A 23,100-nucleotide genomic window follows, 5' to 3' on the forward strand; every position below is an offset into this window, starting at 1 on the left:
ATTTTTAACCGCAGATAAACGCAGATGAACGCAGATGAACGCCAATAAATATCGGTTTGATGACCGAAAACAATGGGGTCACAAGTCCCCGCATTTATCCGTGGAGCTAGAAAAAAGCTCCTCGCTCCCGCCAGCCCCCGGATTTCTGAGCGAGGTCGCTTTATTCAATCTAAAATCTAAAATCTAAAATCTAAAATCGATTGACGGTTCGGGTTTTTGGCATAGGCGCAACTAAAGCAACTCGGTTTCTGATACCGTTTAAAAAGGCTGAACGCCACAAATATTTTTCTAATCTAAAATCTAAAATCTAAAATCTAAAATCTAAAATCGAATGACAGATGAATTTGATACTGATTTTATGCGATCGACAACCAAGATCGAGCGCCCGGATGTAGCCTCTGCGCTTTCAGAATCAGCGGTTGCCGCAGTTTTGCGAGAACAAGCTTGCCTTAAAATTCGCGAAAGCTTGCGTGCGGGGCAGCAGGACATGGCGGATTGGCAAGGCGGCCCCCTTGCTGTTTCGGCGGTTCCAGGGGCCGGGAAGTCTACGGGAATGGCTGCTGCGTCAGCAATTGCGATCGCCCGCAACGGGCTTCACAGCCGCCGACAGTTAATTGTCGTGACATTTACGCGATCGGCTGCTGCTAATATTAAAGCTAAAATTCGGGAAAGATTGGCAGAATTATCTTTATCTCAAGGCGGTTTTGCGGTGCACACTTTGCACGGTTTAGCTTTGAATATTGCGATGCGCCATCCTGATTTGTCGGGTTTAAATTTAGAAAATTCAACCTTAGTAACTCCAACTCAAAGTCACCGATTAATTCGCACCTGTGTAGAACTTTGGATTGCGGAAAATCCTCGCCGATATCAAGTTTTACTGGAAGGACAGCAATTCGACGGAGAGGAAACGGAGAGGCTGCGGCGACAATCGGTTTTGCGGACGGAAATTTTGCCACAGGTAGCTAAAACTGTGATTCACGAGGCGAAATCTTCTGGTTTATTTCCCGAACAGTTGTTAGAAATGAACGCTCTTGATACTGGGGACGGTTATGAGATTTTAGCAGTAGCTGGGGGTTTATATCAAAAATATCAGGCTTTGTTGAGGAGTAGAGAATTCATCGATTACGACGAGATGATTTTAGCCGCTTTGCGGGTGTTGGACAATCCGAGGGCGAGGGCGATCGAGCAAAAGCAAGTATTTGCCGTTTTTGAGGACGAAGCGCAGGATTCTACACCTTTGCAAACTCGGCTTTTGGAAACATTGGCGATCGATCCCGATTATCCTACCTTACCTCCCAATTTTATCAGAGTTGGCGACCCAAATCAAGCGATTAATTCTACTTTCACTCCCGCCGATCCGATTTATTTTAACCAATTTTGTGATGAGTGCGAAGTAGAGAATAAGTTAGCGACAATGGACGGCGCAGGTCGCAGCACCCAGGTAATTATCGATGCCGCTAACTTTATGTTGCAATGGGTAAATGGTTCGGAATTAGCAAAAAATGAAAAGCCTTTTCGCGACCAAACTATTAAGCCCGTACCCAGCCATGACCCGCAGCAGAATGCCAATCCGGCTCCCATTGGTCGAGGCTTAGAATTGCATACTCCCCGCGATATATACCATACAGTTGAGTTAATTGGCAAGCGGGTAATTGAGTTAGTAGAAGAATTTTTACCGGCAGAGTTTGAATTTGGAATAAATGGCAAAAATATCGAATCAGGCGGTGAAGCTAGCGAGGGTGAAAATTGTGCAAAATTGCCGTTAGAAAATCTGAAATCGATGGCTATTTTGGTGCGGGAAAACAAACAAGGTAAGTTTATCAAAGAAGTGATAGAAAATCCGAAAAAACACGGATTAAGCTTTGATTTGCACAAATATGGAATTAAAATTGAGGATGTGGGAGAACGCGACAGACATTCTCAAGTACCTTGGGAAATCTTAACACTGCTACAATTTCTCGATCGCCCCCACTCTCCAGACTACCTGAAAGCAGCCTTAAAGATTTTGAGCGATCGGCAACTGATCCCCAAACAAGACTACAATGCTTTTGCTACCAGCCCCGAACAATTCCTTTACCCAGGCCCCCTAGACCCCCAGCAGTCAGACCCGGTTCGCAAATGCCGCTATTTTTGCTGCGGTTTGCTGCAAGCTAGCTTAGAACTGCCACCATACCAAATCATTTCATTCTTAGCCTTAGCGCTGCAATACGACCAAACAGAATTAGCCACGGCCGACAAATTAGCAGAACGAGTAGCAATCCAAACAGCCGGCAACAATTCAATGCGGAATATTTTGGATGTACTGAGCGAAATTGTCAGTTCCGAAAGATTTGAACCTGTGGATGCAGACGACAAAATAGAAGAACGCTATACCAGCAAAGGTCAACTAACAATTATTACCATGCACAAAGCCAAAGGATTGGATTGGGACTGCGTATTTTTGCCGTTTCTGCACGAACAAACCATCCCCGGAAATTTGCGAGTTTTGCCGCAAGCCCGATTTTTAGGAGATTTCACTTTAGCAGAGGTAGCGAGAGCGCAGATTCGAGCAAGTTTGCACGAAAAATATCCTTTACCAAATCTAGGCGAAGCCTGGGAACAAGCAGGTTATTTGAAAACAGCAGAAGAGTTTCGACTGCTGTATGTGGCGATGACGCGAGCAAAAAGTTTGTTGTGGATGGCGGCGGAGCAAAAAGGGCCTTTTACTTGGAACAAACCAGAGAATTTACAGGAGCAAAAACCTTGTCCGATAATGCCTGTTTTGAAGCAGAGATTTCCGAGTAATGCTATATAAAAGAAGTCATAATTAAGCTGAGGTGCATCAGCTTATCACAAGTTATCTGGCGTTAGAAAATTCCTATCTTTGTCGCATAATCAACTTAATTCGATTGTTAATTGTTGTTCATTTAAATTGTATGTTGAGGGCGGGCTTTCCGGCCCAACCCCTACTTCCCACAAGAGTGAAAATTTATTTTACCATGCAATTTATACCAATTTTAAAAAAGAATGCAACAGTATTCTTGTTCCCCCCGCAATGCAGCGGGGGGGCTAAGGGGGTCGAAGAGTGTTGCACGATTTTAGTGAAATGGTATTAAATGCGGATTAGCTGATTTGCAGGGGGAAGTTTAGGTTAAAACTTTACCCCAGCGCAACGTTACAAAGAACAAAGCAATTTCAAAACTCAAAAATTTTTGTCAATTTCCCCTCACCACTTTCCTGACATCGTGCCCTTAAGTCTCAATTCTTCTCGACTAACTAGAGCTTCGTAGTAATCTGGTTTGATTTCGAGGGCGACTCCGTAAGAGCTAATGGCATCTTGAGTTCGCTGCAATTTTTGCAAAACGTCGCCCCGCTGCGCCCAAGCTTCCCAGTTGTCTGGCTTGAGTTGAATCACTTGGTCAAAAGCGACGAGTGCTTGGGAATAGTTCTGCATTTCCCCTAGGATCAGACCTCGCTGTACCCAGCCTTGATAGTTATCGGGCCAGACAGTAATTGCTCGATCGTATGATGCTAGAGCTTGTTCGTACTGCTGCAATTTTGACAAAGCGTTGCCGCGTTGCAACCAAGCTTCAAAATTGTCTGGCACGATTTTTAGTACGCGGTTGTAAGCTGCGACTGCTTCTTCGTAACGCTGCAATTTTTCCAGCGCTGCGCCTTGCTGCAAACCTACTTTTGATGTAATTTCTGCTTCTGAAGTCAGAGAGATTACTTTATCAAAACAGGCGATCGCTTCTTCGTATTGCTGTAATTTTTCCAGAGCTTCGCCTCGCAAGTTCCAAGCTTCTAGAAAATTACCTTCAATTTGTAGGGCATTACTGTAAGCGATAATTGCCTCTTTGTAGCGTTCCAATCCTGCTAGGGCGATGCCTCTACCCAGCCAAGCTTCGGGAAAATTCGGATTAATTTGAACGGCTTGGTCAAAAGCAGCGATCGCCCCTTCAAAATCTCTCGATTCTGACAGTGTTTGACCGCGCCCGATCCATGCTTCGGGATAAAAAGAATTAATTTGAATTGCCCGATCGAAACAAGCAATTGCCGCATCTGCCCACTGGTGTTTGAGGGCCATTCCTTTATAAAACCAAGCTTCGCAGTCGTTGGGTTGCATTTGCAGTACGCGATCGTAAGCTGTCACCGCTTCTGCATATTTGTGCAATTTTGCGGAAGCAATGCCCCGATTGAACCAAGCCAGACTATTTTGTGGTTGCAGTTGAATGGCGCGATCGTAAGAAGTGACAGCTTCAGCGTAGCGTTCGGCTTTCATCAAAGCCAAACCTCGGTTCAGCCAAGCTTCCCAATTAGTCGGGACGAGTTTCAGCGCGCGCTCGAAAGCAGCCACCGCTTCAGGATAGCGCTCTGCTTGAACCAAGACGTTGCCTTGCCTATACCACATGGCGGGTAAATTCGGATGAAGTTGGGTTGCTTTTTTGTAACAGGTTGCGGCTGCATCCCACTGCTGCAATTCCTCTAAAACTCTGCCGCGCTGATACCAAGCTTCGTGCTTTTCTGAATTGATTTGAATTGCGGTGTCGAAAGCGGCGATCGCTTCTGAGTGATTTTGCAAACTTAACAGCCCTGTCCCGCGCAGCATCCAAGCCCAGTATTCTTCGGGATTAATTGCAGTAGCTTGATCGGCGCAGGCTACGGTTTCTGCGTAGGAATGCAGTTGCTTGTAAGCTTTGCCCAGATTCAGCCACGCCCTGGCCCAGTCCGGCTTGATTTGAACCGCTTTTCCGTAGCAAAGGACTGCCGCTTCGTACCTTCCTGCGGCGTACAATCTATTGCCCCGATCGTAATCTGGAAATGCTGCAAAAATTCTTAAAATCGGCGGCAGCAGAGCTGGTTGGGGGTTTGAGGAGTTTTCAGGAGCCGAAGTCGAGAGGTCTGGCATACGCCTTGCACATAAAAAATTTAGTGGGATAACAAGCTTGCGGTCTTATATATTAACTTATGCTTTTCTTAATCTCGCTGCTGTTTTGAAACAAATTTAGCATATCAGGCTGGGTGCGACCAATCATTTTTACTTAATTCTAGTAGGTATAAAATTATGCACCCCTCCCACTTTGGGTACACCCCTGTAATATACGGTCAGTCGATTTTCGATTTTCGATTGACCGAAAGCATCCAGGATACCAGCAGATATCTCGTAATTCAGATTTCAAACCAAATTTAATATGTTAGAATTTCACGCGCTTTTAGATGTCACGGACTGTCATTGGGAGTCGATCGACTCGCAGCCGAATTATTGGTACGAAGGCCGTTGTCCTCAAAGCGGCGAGCTGCTGAGACTGCCGCGCACTCGAATGTCGGAGGACCTCGCGCGGGGTTTGATGCAGTACCTGGCGGCTGACGGTGCCTACGATCGCGAGGGCAAGATGTACGGCATATTACTGGTGGAGATGCCTTCGGGGGAACAGGGGATACTCAAAGCATTTTCCGGGATGCTGAACGGTTGCAGCATTGTTGATGGGTGGGTGCCACCGATTCCGGGACGAGATCGAGTTGCTTTCGATGAAGCCCGCACCTTAACTCAATTGGAGGCGATGAAACAGGAACTTATTGCACTGAATCAACTCCCGCAGCGACAAGAGTATGAAGCCTTGTTTCGGGAGTTTGAAGTGCAAATGCAAGTTTTGAGCGATCGGCATCGCAATTACAAGCAGCAGCGAGACGAAAAACGCCAGTTACTGTGCCAAACTCTCGCAGCAGAAACACTAGAAATTGCCCTGGAACAACTCAATCAAGAAAGCCGTTTGGAGAAAATTGAACGCAGGCAATTGAAACGGCACCGGGATGAAACATTGCAGCCGCTCAAACAATTAATTGAAGCTGCAGATCAACGGATGCGGGCGTTAAAACAGCAGCGAAAAGAACTTTCCCGCGAACTTCAGACGCAAATGCACGCGGCTTACACTCTGATGAATTTTTTGGGGACATCGATCTCGCTCTCCTCATTAATGCCAACTAATTCTATTCCCACTGGCACTGGCGACTGTTGCGCGCCAAAATTGCTTCACTACGCGGCAGTACACAATCTGAAACCGCTGGCAATGGCTGAGTTTTGGTGGGGGCGGCCATCGGGGGATAAGATACAGGGAGAATTTTATGGTGCTTGTGACGATCGGTGTCAGCCGTTGATGGGTTTTTTGCTGTCAGGATTGGCTCAAAACCCGATTGTTTCTAATAATATAAATGAGGGTTTGACGAGCGGGCTAGAAGCCCAGCCCACAAATCATCATATTTCTTGTGGAACGGGCATCTTGCCCGTTGCGGGCGGGCTAGAAGCCAGCCCTAAAAACCATCATATTTCTTGTGGAACGGGCATCTTGCGCGTTACCCAAATGCTACCGATTATCTATGAAGACAAATGGTTGATTGCGGTCAATAAACCTTCCGGGTTGCTGTCAGTTCCAGGTCGTTTTTTTGAAAATCAAGATAGTGTTTTCAGTCGTTTGCGTAACTTTTTATCTAAAAGTTTTAATTTGACAGTGGTGCATCGTTTAGATTTGGAAACATCTGGAATTTTGCTATTGGCGTGGGACAAAGAAACTAGCAGTCAACTCAGGCAGCAATTTGCAAAAAAGCAGGTTCACAAAGGTTATGAAGCGGTGCTTTCCGGTACTGTAAAAATTGATGCGGGGACGATCGCTCTCCCACTTTGGGGCGATCCAGAAAATCGCCCTTACCAGCAAGTCAATTGGGAGTGCGGAAAACCCAGTGTTACTCGCTTTCAGGTAATGGCGAAAGAGGGAAATCATACTCGCGTCGAGTTTTTGCCGCTGACGGGACGCACTCATCAATTGAGGGTTCATGCAGCGGATGTTCAAGGGTTAGGGATACCGATTTTGGGCGATCGACTTTACGGATGTCGGGCTGCTGCGAATCGGCTACACTTGCACGCCCGGGAACTTTCGTTTGAGCATCCGCAGTTGGGAGAAAAGCTGCACTTACAGGCAGAAACACCTTTTTGAGCTAAGGGCGATCGGGCAATGATCAATATCTGTAGAATAACAAGTAATTGCTTCAGCCTCAAGAGTTTTAGTTGAAATTTGTGCTAACAGTAAATCATAGTTTTATTGATTTAATCCTAAACAACCCTGAAATATTACAGCTTTATCGCTACCGAGAGCGTTATCTAAATTAAGAGGATACTCTGTTAATTTTCGAGAAGCGATAACGAGATGGCTGACATTTTTTTTCAGGTTCATATTTGTTTACCTAGCAGTAATTTTAGCACCTAAGATATTAGAGATACGCTTGGGGAACCCGATCGACTTTCAATTTTAGCTCTAACGTACAATAACTAATAACTAATAACCCACAACTACCACTGCGGATCGGAAGCCATCAAAGCAGTCGCAGCCTCGCTCGGTAACGGCTTAGCAAAAAAATAACCCTGACCATATTCGCAGCCGATCGACCTCAACCTAGCTAATTGTGCCGCCGTCTCCACACCCTCAGCAATCACATCCATACCCAAAGCATGAGCCAGCGCCACAATCGTCCGCACGATCGCCACATTCTCCCCCTCGCTTTCGATCTCCATTCGCCCCACAAACGACTTATCAACCTTCAAAGTATCCGTAGGAAACCGACTCAAATAACTCAACGACGAATAACCAGTGCCAAAATCATCAATTCCCAACTTGACATTTAACGCTTTCATCTGCTTCAAAACCGCGATCGCCGACTCCACATCCTCCATCACCACACTCTCAGTAATCTCCAACTTCAAACTCTCGGCACTCAAACCCGTTGTTTCCAAAATCACCTGAATGCGATCGACCAAATCTGGCTGGGCAAACTGCTTTCCCGACAAATTTACACTCATAATCAAAGCTCGATCGAAACCAAACATTCCCTCCCAAAGCTCCAACTGCCGGCAAGCCTCCTCCAACACCCACTCACCCAGCGGCACAATTGCCCCCGTTTCCTCAGCCACCGGAATAAACTTCATCGGCGAAATCAAACCTCGCAGCGGGTGCTGCCAACGCACCAAAGCCTCAAACCCAATAATCTTCCCGCTTGCCAAAGATACAAACGGCTGGTAATGCAGCAAAAACTCCTGACGCTTGAGAGCCATCCGCAAATCAGTTTCCAATTGCAACCTCTCCACCGCCAAATCGTGCATCGAAGCATTAAACACCTGATACCTTCCCGTTCCCAAAGCCTTCGCCCGGTACATCGCCGTGTGGGCGTCCCGCAGCAAGTGTTCCGGCTGTTCACTGACAGTAGCAGCAGGTTCGCCCCCCAGCGCAATCCCGATGCTTGCCGTCAAAAACACCTCCTGCCCCTTCAACTCAAAAGGCACAATTAAAGCTTGGTGAATTCGAGTGGCCAAATCCACCGCAGTAGCAACATCAACATTCCTCACCAAAATCGCAAAATCATCACCGCCCACCCGCGCCACAGTATCGGCGCGACCAATACTTGTCCTCAACCGCAACACCACCGCCATCAGCAGTTCATCCCCCGCCAAATGACCCAAAGAATCATTAATCACCTTAAATCTGTCTAAATCCAGAAACAGCACCGCAAACAGATAGCTGCGGCGGCCCCTACTATTGGCGATCGCCCGCCCCAGACAATCCACGAACAAATCCCGGTTGGGCAAACCTGTTAGAGAATCGTGAAAAGCATCGTAAAGCTTCCTGTAAGCACTGACACTCACACCAGTCACCACCAAACCCAAAGTCGGCGACACCAGCGGTACCCACCCACCCCCAGTAAAAATCCCATAACTAATCCCCAACAGTCCCATCAATCCCGCAGCCCCAGCCAATCCCGCCCTCACAGGATGCTGAATCCGCCAAGCCACAACCCCGCCAATCATCGCCCAAGCACCGTTCCACAAAATTTCCGCCCATTCCGGCCACACCCAAAATAGCGATCGCCCATCCAAAACCGCACTCAATATTTGGCTGAGCATTTGCGCGTGCAGCAACACCCCCGGCATTTTCGGACTTTGCTTTTTAACCGGGCTGTAGGGCGTCAAAAATAAATCTCTGGTACTCGGTGCCGTCGTCCCAATCAACACAATCTTGTCCTTAACCCAGCTTGGGTCAATTTCTCCCTTCAATACCTGCCTGATACTGACTTGTCGCGCCACCTCCTTACCAGATCGGTATTTGAGCAGAATTTGGTAGCCTTTGGCATCGAGATTTGCATACCCGCCGCTGTTAGAAGTTAAAGGCACAAATTCTGCCTTTCCCCAATTGATTTGGTGGGGATGAACAGGGCTATTTTTCTGCTGTACTCTGTCTTTGAGATACAGCAAAGCCACTTGCACAGAAAACGATAAAGCAATCTTTTTGTCTGGTTGCGAGACTGAAAGCAAATTGCGGCGTACAACGCCATCAGGATCGAGCACGAAGTCGTTAAAACCGAGCCGATCGGGCGGTATCCCCGGAGGCGCAGGCACTCCCTGACTTTCTGAATCGCTCAATTTATAGATCGCCACCACATTCGGTGCTTTCAGTGCGACCAGCAATTCTTCGTGTCCCGGCGGTTGAGGCAAATCGCGGTACAAATCCAAACCGATGACTTTTGGCTGATACTTTTGCAGTTTGGCCAAGGTTTGAGCGAGCGCACCGTCGGAAATCGGAAATCTCCCCAAAGCTTGAATATCGGCCTCAGAAATTCCCACTACCAGCAGTCGCGGATCGGGGCCCGAATCTGGCTGCAAGCGCACTAACGAGTCAAAACTCCCCAATTCCAGGCTTTGCAGGCCTCCCAACTGCCGAACTCCCATATTCAGCAGCGTTACAGTCGCGCCCGCAAGCATTGCAGGCAAAATCCTAACCCGTCGGTTTTGAGAACTCAGGTTGAGACCAGTTGCGACAGACATGACATATCGAAGATTTCGAGAGAATTTGGCAGTCACAGAAAAAATATGTCGGTGCAAATTAGCTTTGCAGTCTGTTCTTACAGAATTGAGCTTAATATGAGATTGAATGTAATTTTTTCAGAACTTCTGCAGCCACCGAGTTTCTTTAAGCTAATTACTCGATTTGGCAAAGTATTTCTCGAATCGGAACCGGGTTTTGGAAGATTGGCAGACAAATCCTGTCTTTCATTCCTTGTTTACCCAAATTCCCACAAGCGTTAAAATTTAGTCGATCAAACTTTCAGGATATTTTTGAGATTATGGCGAATCAACTTCCGATTCCGGTGATTGTTAACGGTGCTGCAGGCAAAATGGGCCGCGAAGTAATTAAGGCGATCGCCCATGCTAGTGACATGACCTTATTTGGGGCTGTAGACCGCTCTCAGTCGTGCCTCAACGCCGATGCCGGCGAAGTAGCCGGATGCGGCCAGTTAGAAGTTCCCATCACTGACGACTTGCAAGGAATGCTGGTATTAGCAGCTCAGGAAAAGCAGTTAGGAGTGATGGTAGATTTTACGCACCCTTCGTCAGTTTATGAAAACGTGCGATCGGCTATAGCTTACGGGATTCGCCCCGTAGTCGGCACTACCGGATTGAGCAGCAAGCAAATTGAAAACTTAGCTGAATTTGCTGATAAAGCGAGCACAGGGTGTTTGATTATACCCAATTTCTCGATCGGCATGGTTTTGCTCCAACAAGCCGCCGTCACGGCATCTCAGTATTTTGAACACGTAGAAATTATCGAGCTGCACCACAATCAAAAAGCCGACGCTCCCAGCGGTACGGCAATTCAAACTGCCCAAATGTTAGCAGAGATGGGAAAAACTTTCAATCCGCCAGAAGTTGAGGAAACCGAAAAATTAGCCGGAGCTCGAGGTTCACTGGCGGATGAAGGGATTCGCATTCACAGCATCCGTTTACCCGGTTTAATTGCCCACCAAGAGGTAATTTTTGGCGGCGCCGGTCAAGTTTATACTTTACGACACGATACGAGCGATCGCGCTTGTTATATGCCCGGAGTCTTGCTGTCTATACGCAAAGTCATTGAATTGCGATCGCTCGTTTACGGTCTGGAAAAAATCTTGTAGGTAATTGGTAATTGGTAATTTGTAATTGGTAATTTGTTACTACTGCCAACTGCCAACTGCCAACTGCCAACTGCCAACCGCCAACTGCCAACTGCCAACTGACTAATTATGCTAATTCCCTTAACCCGCGAAACCTTTCAAGAACTAATTCCCGCCGTCGCCACGGGAGCGCAATACAAATATATCTGGGGAAAACCGCCCGATTTTTTGAGGCGAATGTTAATCTCTGCCGTCACCGTAGTTTTCCTCCTGGTAGTTTATAATTTCGTCGGTTCCGATGTCGGGCCGCTAGTTTTAATTACCGGATTGATAGCTGGTTTGTACTGGCTGTGGGGGCCGATTTTGTGGGCGAGTTTGCGGAATGCAGAATGCCGCAAATATCAATACTGCGGTTTTTGGCAAGGACGAGTTTTGGATATATATATTACAGATGAAGTCACAAGTCAAGAAGAAACAGTCAATCAAAAAGGACAACTCGTAATAGTTGACAACCTAGAACCACGAATCAACTTAGAAGTCGGCGATAAAACCGGATTTACTACTACACTGCGAGCTCCCTTGCGGAAAGATCATCAAGGAATTGCCCCCGGCCAAGCTGCTTTAATGGTAATTATGTCAAATCAAGAAGATTTGGGCAGAATTGCCAAAGTTTCAGATATTTACATTCCCAGCCGTGACGTGTGGGTGAGCGACTATCCTTATTTACGCAGAGATTTGTTTGTCGAGATGAGCCAGCAAATTAAAAAAGGTAGGAAAAAAGACCGCGATCGTACTAATCAAAGCAGAGATGTAAAAAGGCGATCGCCCGCTGATTATTAATATTGATAGTAGCCACAAATTTAAGAGCGAGTGCAGGTTAAAATTCTGACAAAATTCACAAGATAGCGGCTAATGCCTGCGGTTTTTTAGGTGAGCCCCTACAGTTTCATTTTTTTTAGTTCCGATCGAGGCGAACCCGCCCACATTCATGTTAAGCGCGATCGGCAACTTACCCAATTTTGGATGAATCCTGTATCTCTAGAAAAAAATCTAGGCTTCAAAGAGCATGAATTAAACCAGATTGCTCGTCTTGTAGAGGAATATGAACAAATATTGTTGCAGGCTTGGCATGACTACTTTGGTACTTGAAACAGAACCCCTCGTAATTAAAGTCACGGTGACAGATGAAAAAGTAATTGTGGACTTAGTTGATGGTCGCAGTTTGAGTGTTCCCTTAGCTTGGTATCCCCGTTTGTTGCACGGTTCCCCGGAGGAAAGACAGAATTGGCAGCTACTTGGAGATGGTTATGCCATTGAATGGGTTGATTTAGACGAACATATTGGAGTTGAAGGTTTGCTAGCCGGCCGACGCAGCAGTGAAAGTCAACGATCGTTTGAAAGTTGGTTAATTAACCGCAAGACTGATCGAAATAATCCAGAACTACTAATAACTAATGACTAATGACTGCTGACTTCTCCATCAACTGTTTCCCTCTTGCCCATAAGCTTGCCAAGCCAAATCCACCAGCCCGTTAACAATAGCCACAGCCACCACCGCAGAACCCTTGCGCCCCTCAATCCGAATGTGAGGAATCATCGAATCGTGCAGCCGCGACTTAGCCACATCAACCCCCACAAACCCAGAAGGAGTCCCAATCACCAAAGCCGGTCGAATTTCCTCCGATTCAATCAAATCCACGATCGCCGACAAAGCAGTTTGAGCCTGGCCCACCACAAAAATCCCTTCAGGATAGCGTCTTGCCAAAGTTTCAATCCCCCAAGCTGCCCGCGTCCTTTCCTTTTGGGGGCGTGTCAAAGCCTCCATCGAACAGTAAACCGGATTCGCAAAGGTACTCTGGATCAGAGGCGTAATGCCCACCTGCACCATCGGCACATCTACCACGATCGTAGTCCGAGCAGCCAAAGCCGCAGCCCCAGCCTGCAAAGCCTGATCGGAAAAACTAATTAAAGACTTGTACTCAAAATCAGCAGTAGCATAAATCACGCGGCGGACTATTTCGTACTCCGCCGCTGAAAAACCGTGGTCGCCAATTTCGTTATCGATTAATCCCAGACTCTGGGCATCGCTTACGTGCCATTCCATTTGTTGGATAGCTGTCGCCTCTGAGTTGTCAGGTATCAGCTTACCAGCTTTTAGTCATTTGTTGACTGTTGACTGTTGACTGATGACTGTTGACTGATAACTGTTCACTGGCAACTGCCAACTGACAACTAAGTTTCCGACGATGAAGAAGATTTGCCCAACACCGGAGTCAGGAATGCCACCAAAACTCCGATCGCAAAACCGGCCACATTCCGAACCACAGGCAACCAGTCAGAAGTCCGAGTCACAACGGGCCCAAGTCCGAAGGCGAAAAACAGAATGCCCCACAGCGGCGAAAAAATCAGCGCCCACTGCCAAGCCACAACCTGTCCCGGCTTCCGAGGTTGAGCTGCAAACCCGCAGATGACGCCGCCAACCACCGAGGTAATTAACGTCAGAACCCACTGTTCCCTCGGCAAACCGGGAACCACGCGGCATCCGCCCTGACGCAAACAGCCTTCTATAGACTCCAAAGATTCAATAATTGCTCGATCTTCCCCATTGTCCCGCACAAAAAATTGATTACCGTAGCGGGTTTGCAGTTCCACCCAAAAAGTTCGTGGCAGCAGCGGATACAGCGAGTCGCCCACATTAAAATTGAGTAAATTGCCCCCTCGGGGGTCAGCAACTAGCAACACACTCTTGTCATCTAGCCCCCAATAACTTTTGACAGCCAAACCGGGCGTGCGATCGTACTGAGTCAGCACTCGCAGTTTCCAGCCGGTTTCGGCTTCAAATGCCTTTAAATTTTTTGCCAAATTTTGTTCTTCAATATCTGTGAGGGCTTTAGCTAAGTCAATGATCGGCGTCTGAGTTGACGGCAACAAATCGGGATTATTGAAAGCGTGGGCTGCTGGTGCGATCGTCCACACGGACAAAGCCAGACAAAATGCGACAACAGATGCTAGAAATTTTCGCGGGAAAAGCTGTGACATAGGAACTTATAATCCGGGTCTTAATTGTGAATGCTAGCTGGCGGTCTTAACCAAAGGATAAGAGAAAACTCATTTTTCTTTACAATTATTTACTTTACAGGAAGCCGAGAGCAAGGGGAAGGAAAAAATAGTTTTTGAGAAAGGGGGAGGGGGAGAGGGGGAAGGGGGGAGAAATTAGCGATCGAGATCCTCAAAGGGGTGAGTAACATCGAACATCCACTGAATCCCCCAATCTAAAATCTAAAATCTAAAATCGATTTGGTTTTGCCCCAACCCCCTCACAGAGAAGCCGATCGCGATCGCTTACATTAGGATTAGTTCTCAGATAATCTCCCACCCAGTCACAGCCCCTCACCAACAAATCGTCAAGATCCAAATTCCACAAAATCACCCGATTATCGCGGCCTGCAGAAGCCAGAACCTTCCCATCCGGGCTAAAACTCACGCTCATCACGCTATCCTTGTGACCCGTCAAAGTTTTCAGCAAAGTCCCGCTGCGACTCCACAGCTTCACCTTATGATCGTAACTGCCCGAAGCAACCAACAAACCATCGGGGCTAAAACCAACGCTAGTCACGCTGTCGCTAGAACCCTTCAGTAGCGTCGCCACCAAAGTCCCGTCCACCTTCCACAATTTCACCGAATTGTCGTAACCAGCCGAAGCCAGCATTTTGCCATCAGGACTAAAAGCCACCCCCAACACAAAACTGTTGTGAGCTCCTTCAAAAGTTCTCAGCAAACGACCATCCCGATTCCAGAGTTTGAGAGTACCGTCATCGCTGGCAGAAGCCAGCATCGAGCCGTCGGGACTGAAAGTCACCCCAGTCACCCAGCCTGTGTGTCCCGTCAAAGTCTTAATCAGCCTGCCGTTTCTAGTCCAGAGTTTCACAGTCTTATCCTTGCTCCCCGAAGCGAGTATCTGGCTGCTAGGGCTAAAACTCACGCTCATCACGCTATCGGCGTGGGCGTCGAGAGTGAACAGCACAGAAGGCGAACACGGAAATAGCGGAGCCGAAGGACAAGGCAGAATATTATTCATGCCATCTTCTGTCAAACTCCAGACTTTCACCGTTTTGTCGTAACTCCCAGAAGCAAGTAGCTGGCCGTCGGGGCTGAAACTGACGCTGGCGACTCTCTGAGTGTGTCCTTCCAAGGTTTCTAGCAAAACTCCCGTGCGACTCCAGAGTTTGATAGTTTTGTCCGTAGAAGCAGAAGCCAGCCTTTGGCCGTCGGGGCTAAAAGTAACGCCTTGCACCCGGTTTTGGTGTCCGTCGAGGGTTTTGAGCGGCACGTCATCAAGTCGCCACAGCCTGATAGTTTTGTCAAAACTTGCCGAAGCCAAGGTTTTGCCTTCGGGGCTAAAACTCACCTGAGTAACTCGATCGGCGTGTCCCTCAAAAGTTCTCAGTAAGCGACTCTCTGGTTTAATGTTGCTAGCATCAGTTGGGCGTTTGTCGCCAACACCAGCAAGACTCCAGAGTTTGACAGTCCCGTCTGCACTTCCCGAAGCAAGTGTTTGACCGTCGGGGGAGAAACTGACACCAAATACCCACTTGCTGTGCCCCCGCAAAGTTGTTAGCAGTTCACCTTTTTTAGCTGGTGTTGAATTTTCTGTTGGTGGGTGTTTGAGTGCAGCGATGCTCCAGATTTTCACAGTTTTATCTTCACCCGCACTGGCGATCGTTTCACCATCGGGGGAGAAACTGACGGTGTAAATTTTCGAGGGTTGTCTGTTTTCGCTGTGCCATAAATTAGCGATTAACCGGCCGTCAGAACTCCACAGTTTCACAGTACCGTCATCGCTCGCCACAGCGATTATTTTGCCGTCGCGACTGAAGCTTAGCCAATTTACGGGAGCAAATTGTTCGATCGTTCTCAACAGCGTGCCGTCGGTTTTCCAAAGTTTGATAGTTTTATCTGTAGAGCCACTGGCGATCGTTTGACCGTCAGGGCTAAAAGCAACGCTGGTAACGCTGTTAGTATGCCCTTTGAAAGTTGCCAGCAAACTGCCGTCAGTTTCCCAAATTTTGACAGTTTTATCTAAACTTGCCGAGGCTATGGTTTTGTTGTCGGGACTGAACGCCACACAGGAGACACTGTTAGTATGGCCTTTGAAAGTTGCCAACAAACTGCCGTCGCGCCGCCAAAGTTTGACGGTTTTATCTACACTGGAAGAAGCTATTGTTTCGCCGTCTGGACTGAAGCTAAGACCCCAAACTACATCGCCATGTCCTTCCAAGCGGTTGCGTTCTTTGACTCCATAAACTGCCTGCTGGAGGGCAGCAGAAATCAGAATTTCGGTGTCTTTGAGAGTATACATTTGTTGGGAGTGTTCGATCTGTTTCCACTTTTTACCAGCTCTCAAACTTTCCATCATGGCGTCAAATTTGTTGTTTGAGAAATAAAGTGCTTCAGAAGCTGCTGTCAGGGTACTGATTTCGGCTCGCTGAGTTTGAGCGACAGCTAGCTGTTTTTGACCCACAGCCCGCCACCAAAAATTTACGGCGGCGATGGTAGAACTGGTGAGCAGCATGACGCCTATCACTGCTACTCCCAGCAGTTGTTTGAGAAAAGTATTGGCTCGGTAGAGCTGTGCTTGACTCATTTTTTTGTCTGCTTCTGCTTTGTGCAGTCTGGCTTCTAAGCCGAATCTTTGACGGATCGGTCGCACTAAATAGTCGTGTACCAATTGATAGCGGTCTTCGGGCGCTTCCCGTAGCAGAAATAGCAAACCGTGACCAACTAAAATGTCTAAAATTAAGTCGAGGTTGTCGGTTTTATTGGGTCGGCTTTCAGGGTCTTTGGCGAACTGTCGCTGTAGGGAAATTCTGTTTCTGCTGAGCGCCGATAATTCGGTTTCGCGGGCATCGGCTGGCTGCTGACCTGTAACTAACGAGAGTTCGTGTTTGGTTTTTATCAGGCGAACGCCTCTTTCATCTGTCAGGGAAAACAAGATTTTCCACGCTGCATCTTCGTTAACGGGCCCACAGTCAGAGATCACTCTTTCGAGCGATCTTTTCACTAATTCCGCTTTGGGATTGTCCCCCAACTGCTGGTATTGTGCTAGACTGGTAATACCTTCTTCTTGCAGTTGCGCTCCTACTACTTGCAATTCGATCGGTCGCACTTCTTGCAGTTCGTCTGCTAAATCTTCTACGAAGGCATCGATCAGTGCCGGCTCTAAATAAAATTCCGCCCGTTCTGTTAAGTGTCCGATGACAGCCCGCGCGTCTTTGATAGAAAAACTCCGCAGTTGGTAGCGGATACTTTTGTCGAGAATATTATTGTTAATAGCGTCAAGATTTGGGAAGCGATCGCAATCTAGTAAGTAGTGCAAATAATCTTCCCGCAAGCACAGAATTATCTTGACATAAGGCAAATTCAAAAACAAACGCAAAAAATTATAAAAAAGTTGTCTTTGTGCCACTGAAGTCGAAACAAAGAAAAACTCTTCAAATTGATCGAAAATCAGCACAGTCAACAAATTATTTGTGGCATTTTCGCGCAACTGCTCTATAATAAAAGAAGAGACTTCCGAGCTGCGAGCAGGAATAACCGAGCAACTTCTTTTGTGGATTTCCTGTAGTCCTTTTGAGATTAATTTACTTTCCTCTTCGGCTTGTTTGTCGTACAGTGCGCTGTTCAAAGCATTTTCTAACTCCACCAGCCAGTCGGTGTAAACTTTGACTACTACGGGCAATGTATCCCGCGCGCCCGGAGTAATATTTTTCAAAGCTGGTACTAAGCCGGCATTGACTAGAGAACTTTTCCCGACTCCGCTGGGCCCGTGAATAATAGTTAATTTATGGTCGTCCCTGCTAATTCTTTCTAGCAAGCTATTGATATCTGTTTGCCGCGAGTAAGCTGTCATGGAGGCTGCGATGGCAGCTTGGTTTTGAGCTGAGGGGCCTGAAGGATTGACCGCTTGGCGCTGCTGCTGCAATTGGCTGGCTCCGATAAAAGCTCTAAATCCGTATTGATATTCGATCGAACGCTGGGTTTTTTTAATCCGAAACGCTTTAAGATACTCTCCCTGCTCGAAATAAACCGCTTGCAATTCCGTCAAAATATCGATGTAAAGTCGGGGGTCGTACTTCGGCTCGCTTTGAGATTGAGCCAACTCCAAAGAATGAACCGCCGCTTCCCACTGCCCTAGCTGTCGCAAACTTCGGGCTAAAAGTAAAAGATACGAACTCCTGTCGGATTTGGGATGTTGGATTTTAGATTTGGGTTCGTTACTTAACTCGTTAGAACCCACAATTTCTGGATAATTTCCCTCAAACCCCAATCTCAAATCTTCAATCAGCAATCTCAAATCATTAGGCGTTTGATCCAAAATCGCCAAAGCCAACTCGGCTAGCTGGCGGGCTTGACTCCACCTCGACTCTTGCAGGGCAACTTCAGCCAAAAAGCCGTAATCTTGAGCTAGTTGGCTGGGGGTACCGTAAGTGAAGTGCAACTGCAAAGAATTTTCCGCTAATGCTTGCAACTCTCCCCAAGCTTTTAGGCGCTGCAGCACTTCTCCGAGGTGTGCTGTCACCTCAGCTACCAATTCCGGGCGTGAGGCAAGGGAGAAAGCGTTTCTAGATTTTTCCAAGCTAATCCACGCTTGTTCCCAGTGCTGGCGGTTGGCTACCGGGTTTCTGGCTGCTTGTAAGCGGTGACACAGGGCTATGTGAAACAGCACTATGCCTTCTCTCTCTAAAAATAAAATTTTGGGGACAGGATTCGACAAGGAGGAGAAGGTTTCTGGGTTTTCGGAATGTTCCAAGTTTGCTAGTTCCCAGTTGCCCGTTTTCTGCTGCCAAAATACTAAACTTTCTTGGTAGTGAATTAAGGCAGTTTCGGTTTGGTCGCTGACATAGTAATCTCGACCGAGAACGAATTGCAGGCTGGCTTTGAGGGCGGGTTCTAATTCTTCACCGCGATTTTGTAAATCTCTTAAAGCTAATTCTAGTTCTCGGCGTGGCAAAGAGCCGATCGCCAAATCGAAGGTATTGCCCGGACTCAATGGCGAATAGGAGTGGACATCTGATTGTCGTCGGTTTTGTGGCCGTGAGTTAAAAGTTAGAAAGCGTTCTCCAGGGCTGATTTCGCGATCGATGTCGCTTTTTTCGGACGGGGTTTCGCAGGTCTCACAATTAGCGATGGTGCTGACGTTGCTACTGGCGAGTTCTTGATTGAGTTCGCCTATTTTAAATATAGTATCGGCCCGCCTAGCGAGAAAATTAATTAATTCGTCAACGCCCATTTCAAATTTAATTGTGGCGGCGGCCCAACTTTTGAAATCCGGGGCCAGACGAATCATTTTGGTCACGATGTCATCTGTTACCCACAAAATCACTGGGCAGGAAAAATTTTTGCGAAATTCGTCTCGCACTTGATTGGTAGAAGCCATCAGTTCGTCGATCGCTACTACTGTTTCTAAACCAAATACCATCAAAGCCGAGGCAGAAACCACAGGCGAGTACCCCTCTTGGAAAGTGCTTGCCTGCAGAGTAGTGTAAAGGGTTTTGACTGAAGCTGGCAGGACGAGATCTTGAATTGGAACTGGGGACACTTCTCGCAGCCGCTGCGCTATTTGCTGGCGCAACTGCTCGTAGTTGCAGCGCACCAAAATTAGCGAGAATTGGTGTTGAGACATTGTGATTGACCTGACCAGAGTTTTGAGCGATCGCTCGTTGTAGTTTGCAGTTTCTTGTACCTTAATTAGATCGGTCATGCGTGCACCTCTTTTGCATTAATCAATTACCTAACGCTCGCCAATCGTGACTGAAAGCGTATCTACTTAGACAGCGCCGTCTCTGTCTGGCGCTTTACCTCTGTATAAATACGTAGTTTCTCCTACTTGTTCTATCAATACTTACATAGTTATTAGATCCAATGTAAAGATATCATACCTCTCAATCTCAGAGAATGCTAGACTTCCCAATAAAAATTTAAGGTTATCTTAGATGTTTTTATTCAGCTATACATAAAAAACTACAGATCATAAATAGTCAACTGCTAAGTTCACGATCATACCGACGGCTAGCTATTAGTAAACAACTCCGATATATCTGTAGCAGGCATTTAACACAACCGCAAAAAAAATGTCGTCCGGGATGGGATTATGTGAAATTAAGAGCAACAGGTAAAAACAGAAATAGGGGGTATGATATTGCAGATATGAGAGTTGAGAGTGGGGAAAGTCCTTAGTGGCGGCAAAGTTGTACAAGACAATAACATTCACCGCCTATAGCCAGCATTCAACAGAAATCAGCCAGTGGCAAAAACCGCTGACTGATTTCTTTATTAAATTGTAAGATTTCGGAGTTGTGAGCGATGAATTTTCAGTTAAATACTTTCTAATTCCCTGGTGGTTAAGGGTGCTTAGAGTCACGAAGCTATCTCAAAAACCCCAACTATTTTGCTTCAGTGCGCTGCAGCCACTCCTTATATTTTCTGGTTTCTGCTAGGGCTGGATTAATCCCAAACCAACGACCTTCTTGATCGCGGTATTCAAAGACAAACATACTTCGCAACAAGATTTGAGACTCTTCTTCGCCGGTTACACTTTGTCGCTTGACGACTTGAAACAGCAATTCCCATTCTAGGTCATTGATAGCTCCCAAAAGGTCATCGCGATATTCTTGAATGACGCTTTCGAGGCATTCGCGAGAGAAGGGAGGGTCTTCGTGCTGCAAACAGCTATACAAAAGCATCAGTAGATTGCGAACGTGACCGCCACTAATCCGACAAAGCCGATCTAAAGTTTCGGGAGAGTCAAACACCTGGGAAATCAAATCAATGCGTTGATCGGGAGCAACTTTCGGGAAAGCTCTAGCTAATACTAGCTGCCGCAGGAGTGCCATTCCTTCAATGTGGTCTTCGCCCGATCGCATTTGCACCGGTACCATCGGCATCACCTTGGGTTTGACTCCAAATCGACTGGCGAGGCGGCCGAAGTCGTTGGAAAAAATCAAAGTCAGGGGAATCGTGTAGACGACGTGGCAATTGAGTTTTTTCAACTGTTCGCCGCGGTCTAAAAACAAGTATTCTGGCTGGGTGCGTCCGCTGGGCTTGAGGGATGCGTCGAGGCGATCGAGGTTGTCAACGATGACTGCGAGTCCTTTTTTGCCTTGCTGCTTAAGTTCAGCGTTAGCTTTGTTGAGGAGTTCTTCGTTGATGGACTGCAAAATGCTGTTGGTGCGGGGTTCGAGATATTGCCTGAGTTGCGATCGCAGTTTGGGAGAGTCTTTAGTTTTAGCAGTCACTCTAGCAATGCCTACAGATAACTCGGCTTCCGCTGACAAATCTATGGGAGTCTGCAAAAATTCTGCCACTTCTGCAAACAGATTGGTGAAATAGCTCGGTCTGAGTTTGATTTTAGCCGATTCCATAGTTTCGCTGACTTGGCGCGCAATGCTCAGCAAAATATCGCTGATATCTACATCACCCATGTCTAAGTCTTGGGAAGACTCGAAGTAGACGACGCAAAAACCCTCTTGCTCTAGCTCAGCTTTCAGCCGAAACAATTCCGTAGATTTGCCACAGCCGATATGTCCTGTAAATAGCTGACAGGTTGGCTCGTTGGGGGAGATGCGGGTAATGGTTCGCTGTAAAGATTCAATGATTTTGCCGCCACGCACGGAACCAAAATCAATGTAGTATTGATAATCCCCTGGGTCTCCCGCAACAAGGGTCTTGCTGGGGTTGCAGGCTTTATAGAATCTGTCTAATTCGAGTGCGATCACAATGGAAGCCGAATAAAAGTTAGAAAAGTTAATCGAAAGTCTAAACTTTCTTTAGTTGAGTTTAGTTTGATTTGTAACCTTTTGCCCTGTGGGGTAATGCCCTAAATACCCAAAGAACCTTGATCTGGCAAGGGGTTTTCCCGGCGCTGGAATTTGGAATTTTTAATTAATAATTTTTTATTACTTAGCGGGATCAGTGATATTACTGATATTAGCAGGAGTATGGGTAAATTTGCGGGGATCTGGTTAAATGGTAGGGGAAAACAGGGTTCAAGAGAGAGATTAAACAGTTTTGAATTTGTACTAATCCTTAATTCCTATATTGTCAAGACGTAGATGGCTAGTTTTGGAGCGGTTTCTCAAACAGAGTTAGGGCGCAGGCGCCAAAAGTTGCGGCAGCAGAGGCGCGCTCGATTGGCGGCTGTTGTGTGGCAAATGCTAGCAGCGAGCGCAATCGCTGGAGGTTTGCTGTGGTGGATTGCTCAGCCGGCTTGGTTGATTGCCCGATCGGAACAAGTGAAGGTGGAGGGCAATCAGTGGCTGTCGGATAAGGCGGTGCGGTCTTTGGTGCCGCTGTCTTACCCGCAGTCGCTGTGGGGGATTCAACCGCAGGCCCTGGCCGAAAAGCTGGAGTCAACGGGGCCCATCGCCAAAGCGAAGGTGACTCGTAACTTGTTTCCGCCGAGTTTGACTATAGAAGTGGCAGAACGCCTGCCGGTGGCCGTGGCGCAGCCGACGGCGGTGTTGAGATCGAACAGTGAGAAGGAAAAAGTGGGGTGGCTGGACGCTCGCGGAGGTTGGATGCCGTCGGATAGTTATACTGCTGTACGATCGCAGAATAATTCGATCGGGCCCGGCAGCATTCCGGGAACGCAGCCTCAGCGTTCTTTGCCCACTTTAAAAGTCATCGGGCCTTTGGAACAGTATCGCGCCTCTTGGCCGCAGTTTTACCAAGGACTCAGCGGCTTGACGGTGAAAGTGTTTGAGATTAATTGGCAAAACCCGAACAACTTGATCTTGAAAACAGAGATCGGTACCGTACACTTAGGGCCGTACAGTTCCAGGACTGGGGAGCAACTTAAGGTTTTAGACAGAATGCGACAATTGCCAAAACAGCTAGATTCAAGCAAAATAGCCTACATTGACTTGAAAAATCCTGCTTCGCCGATCGTCCATTTGCCCGAACTACCCGGCAGTTTGGAGAGTTCAACTCCGGCACCCACTCGCGCCCGAAATTGATCCTCTGTCAACAAAAGGTAGAAGGTATCGATCGGACGGCAGAATTTTTAGCCATCAGGATCAATACGCAGCGCTGGAAATAAGGACTGTTTTTTGATATCGAGTCGGGAAAAAAAATCTGATTTTTCTTTCCATC

At 47.2% G+C, this 23,100-nt stretch carries 14 protein-coding genes; 7 read left to right on the plus strand and 7 right to left on the minus strand.

Annotated elements, in window-relative coordinates:
- Nucleotides 1–331 precede the first annotated feature (331 nt).
- Nucleotides 332–2,794: an ATP-dependent helicase gene (locus QUA10_RS08825; protein WP_333082433.1), complete on the plus strand. Its 2,463-nt coding sequence runs from the start codon at nucleotides 332–334 to the stop codon at nucleotides 2,792–2,794.
- 411 nt (nucleotides 2,795–3,205) lie between these two features.
- Here QUA10_RS08825 and QUA10_RS08830 read toward each other — a convergent pair whose 3' ends face one another.
- Nucleotides 3,206–4,888 (minus strand): tetratricopeptide repeat protein, encoded by a 1,683-nt coding sequence (locus tag QUA10_RS08830; protein WP_333082432.1) that lies wholly within the window; start codon nucleotides 4,886–4,888, stop codon nucleotides 3,206–3,208.
- Between the two features lie 283 nt (nucleotides 4,889–5,171).
- On the opposite strand from QUA10_RS08830, the gene QUA10_RS08835 reads away from it, so the two are divergent.
- Nucleotides 5,172–6,968: a pseudouridine synthase gene (locus QUA10_RS08835; protein WP_333082431.1), complete on the plus strand. Its 1,797-nt coding sequence runs from the start codon at nucleotides 5,172–5,174 to the stop codon at nucleotides 6,966–6,968.
- A 102-nt stretch (nucleotides 6,969–7,070) separates the two neighbouring features.
- Here the strand turns inward: QUA10_RS08835 and QUA10_RS29085 are convergent, their stop codons facing one another.
- A complete protein-coding gene (locus QUA10_RS29085) occupies nucleotides 7,071–7,205 on the minus strand; it encodes a DUF6883 domain-containing protein (protein WP_445243569.1) in 135 nt (44 codons plus the stop codon).
- Nucleotides 7,206–7,321: 116 nt separating this feature from the next.
- Complete coding sequence (locus QUA10_RS08840; protein WP_333082430.1) at nucleotides 7,322–9,844, minus strand: EAL domain-containing protein; 2,523 nt, start codon at nucleotides 9,842–9,844, stop codon at nucleotides 7,322–7,324.
- A 299-nt stretch (nucleotides 9,845–10,143) separates the two neighbouring features.
- Here QUA10_RS08840 and dapB point away from each other — a divergent pair, with 299 nt between their 5' ends.
- The 4 genes from dapB (at nucleotide 10,144) to QUA10_RS08860 (ending at nucleotide 12,412) form a co-directional block, all read left to right on the plus strand.
- A complete protein-coding gene (dapB, locus tag QUA10_RS08845; protein WP_333082429.1) occupies nucleotides 10,144–10,971 on the plus strand; it encodes a 4-hydroxy-tetrahydrodipicolinate reductase in 828 nt (275 codons plus the stop codon).
- Between the two features lie 108 nt (nucleotides 10,972–11,079).
- Nucleotides 11,080–11,790 carry a phosphate ABC transporter permease gene (locus QUA10_RS08850; RefSeq protein WP_333082428.1) on the plus strand — a complete coding sequence of 237 codons (711 nt, stop codon included), beginning with the start codon at nucleotides 11,080–11,082 and terminating at the stop codon, nucleotides 11,788–11,790.
- Nucleotides 11,791–11,880: 90 nt separating this feature from the next.
- Nucleotides 11,881–12,099 carry a DUF4160 domain-containing protein gene (locus tag QUA10_RS08855; RefSeq protein WP_333082427.1) on the plus strand — a complete coding sequence of 73 codons (219 nt, stop codon included), beginning with the start codon at nucleotides 11,881–11,883 and terminating at the stop codon, nucleotides 12,097–12,099.
- Nucleotides 12,080–12,412: a DUF2442 domain-containing protein gene (locus QUA10_RS08860; RefSeq protein ID WP_333082426.1), complete on the plus strand. Its 333-nt coding sequence runs from the start codon at nucleotides 12,080–12,082 to the stop codon at nucleotides 12,410–12,412. Before QUA10_RS08855 ends, QUA10_RS08860 begins: the two co-directional genes overlap by 20 nt.
- An 18-nt stretch (nucleotides 12,413–12,430) precedes the next feature.
- Here QUA10_RS08860 and QUA10_RS08865 read toward each other — a convergent pair whose 3' ends face one another.
- The 4 genes from QUA10_RS08865 to QUA10_RS08880 form a co-directional block, all read right to left on the minus strand.
- Complete coding sequence (locus QUA10_RS08865; protein WP_015179019.1) at nucleotides 12,431–13,054, minus strand: precorrin-8X methylmutase; 624 nt, start codon at nucleotides 13,052–13,054, stop codon at nucleotides 12,431–12,433.
- A 128-nt stretch (nucleotides 13,055–13,182) separates the two neighbouring features.
- The gene (locus tag QUA10_RS08870; protein ID WP_333082425.1) at nucleotides 13,183–13,989 is read right to left on the minus strand and encodes a TPM domain-containing protein; all 807 of its coding nucleotides are present in this window, start codon (nucleotides 13,987–13,989) and stop codon (nucleotides 13,183–13,185) included.
- A gap of 247 nt (nucleotides 13,990–14,236) precedes the next feature.
- Nucleotides 14,237–19,711, minus strand: a complete 5,475-nt coding sequence (locus QUA10_RS08875; protein ID WP_333082424.1) for a WD40 domain-containing protein — start codon at nucleotides 19,709–19,711, stop codon at nucleotides 14,237–14,239.
- 682 nt (nucleotides 19,712–20,393) lie between these two features.
- The gene (locus QUA10_RS08880) at nucleotides 20,394–21,725 is read right to left on the minus strand and encodes a P-loop NTPase fold protein (protein WP_333082423.1); all 1,332 of its coding nucleotides are present in this window, start codon (nucleotides 21,723–21,725) and stop codon (nucleotides 20,394–20,396) included.
- A 336-nt stretch (nucleotides 21,726–22,061) separates the two neighbouring features.
- On the opposite strand from QUA10_RS08880, the gene QUA10_RS08885 reads away from it, so the two are divergent.
- Entirely contained in the window at nucleotides 22,062–22,964 is a 903-nt protein-coding gene (locus QUA10_RS08885; protein WP_333082422.1) for an FtsQ-type POTRA domain-containing protein, read from the plus strand.
- Nucleotides 22,965–23,100 lie beyond the last annotated feature (136 nt).

Origin of the sequence: Microcoleus sp. Pol8_D6 (assembly GCF_036700965.1) — a bacterium.
GTDB lineage: Bacteria > Cyanobacteriota > Cyanobacteriia > Cyanobacteriales > Microcoleaceae > Microcoleus.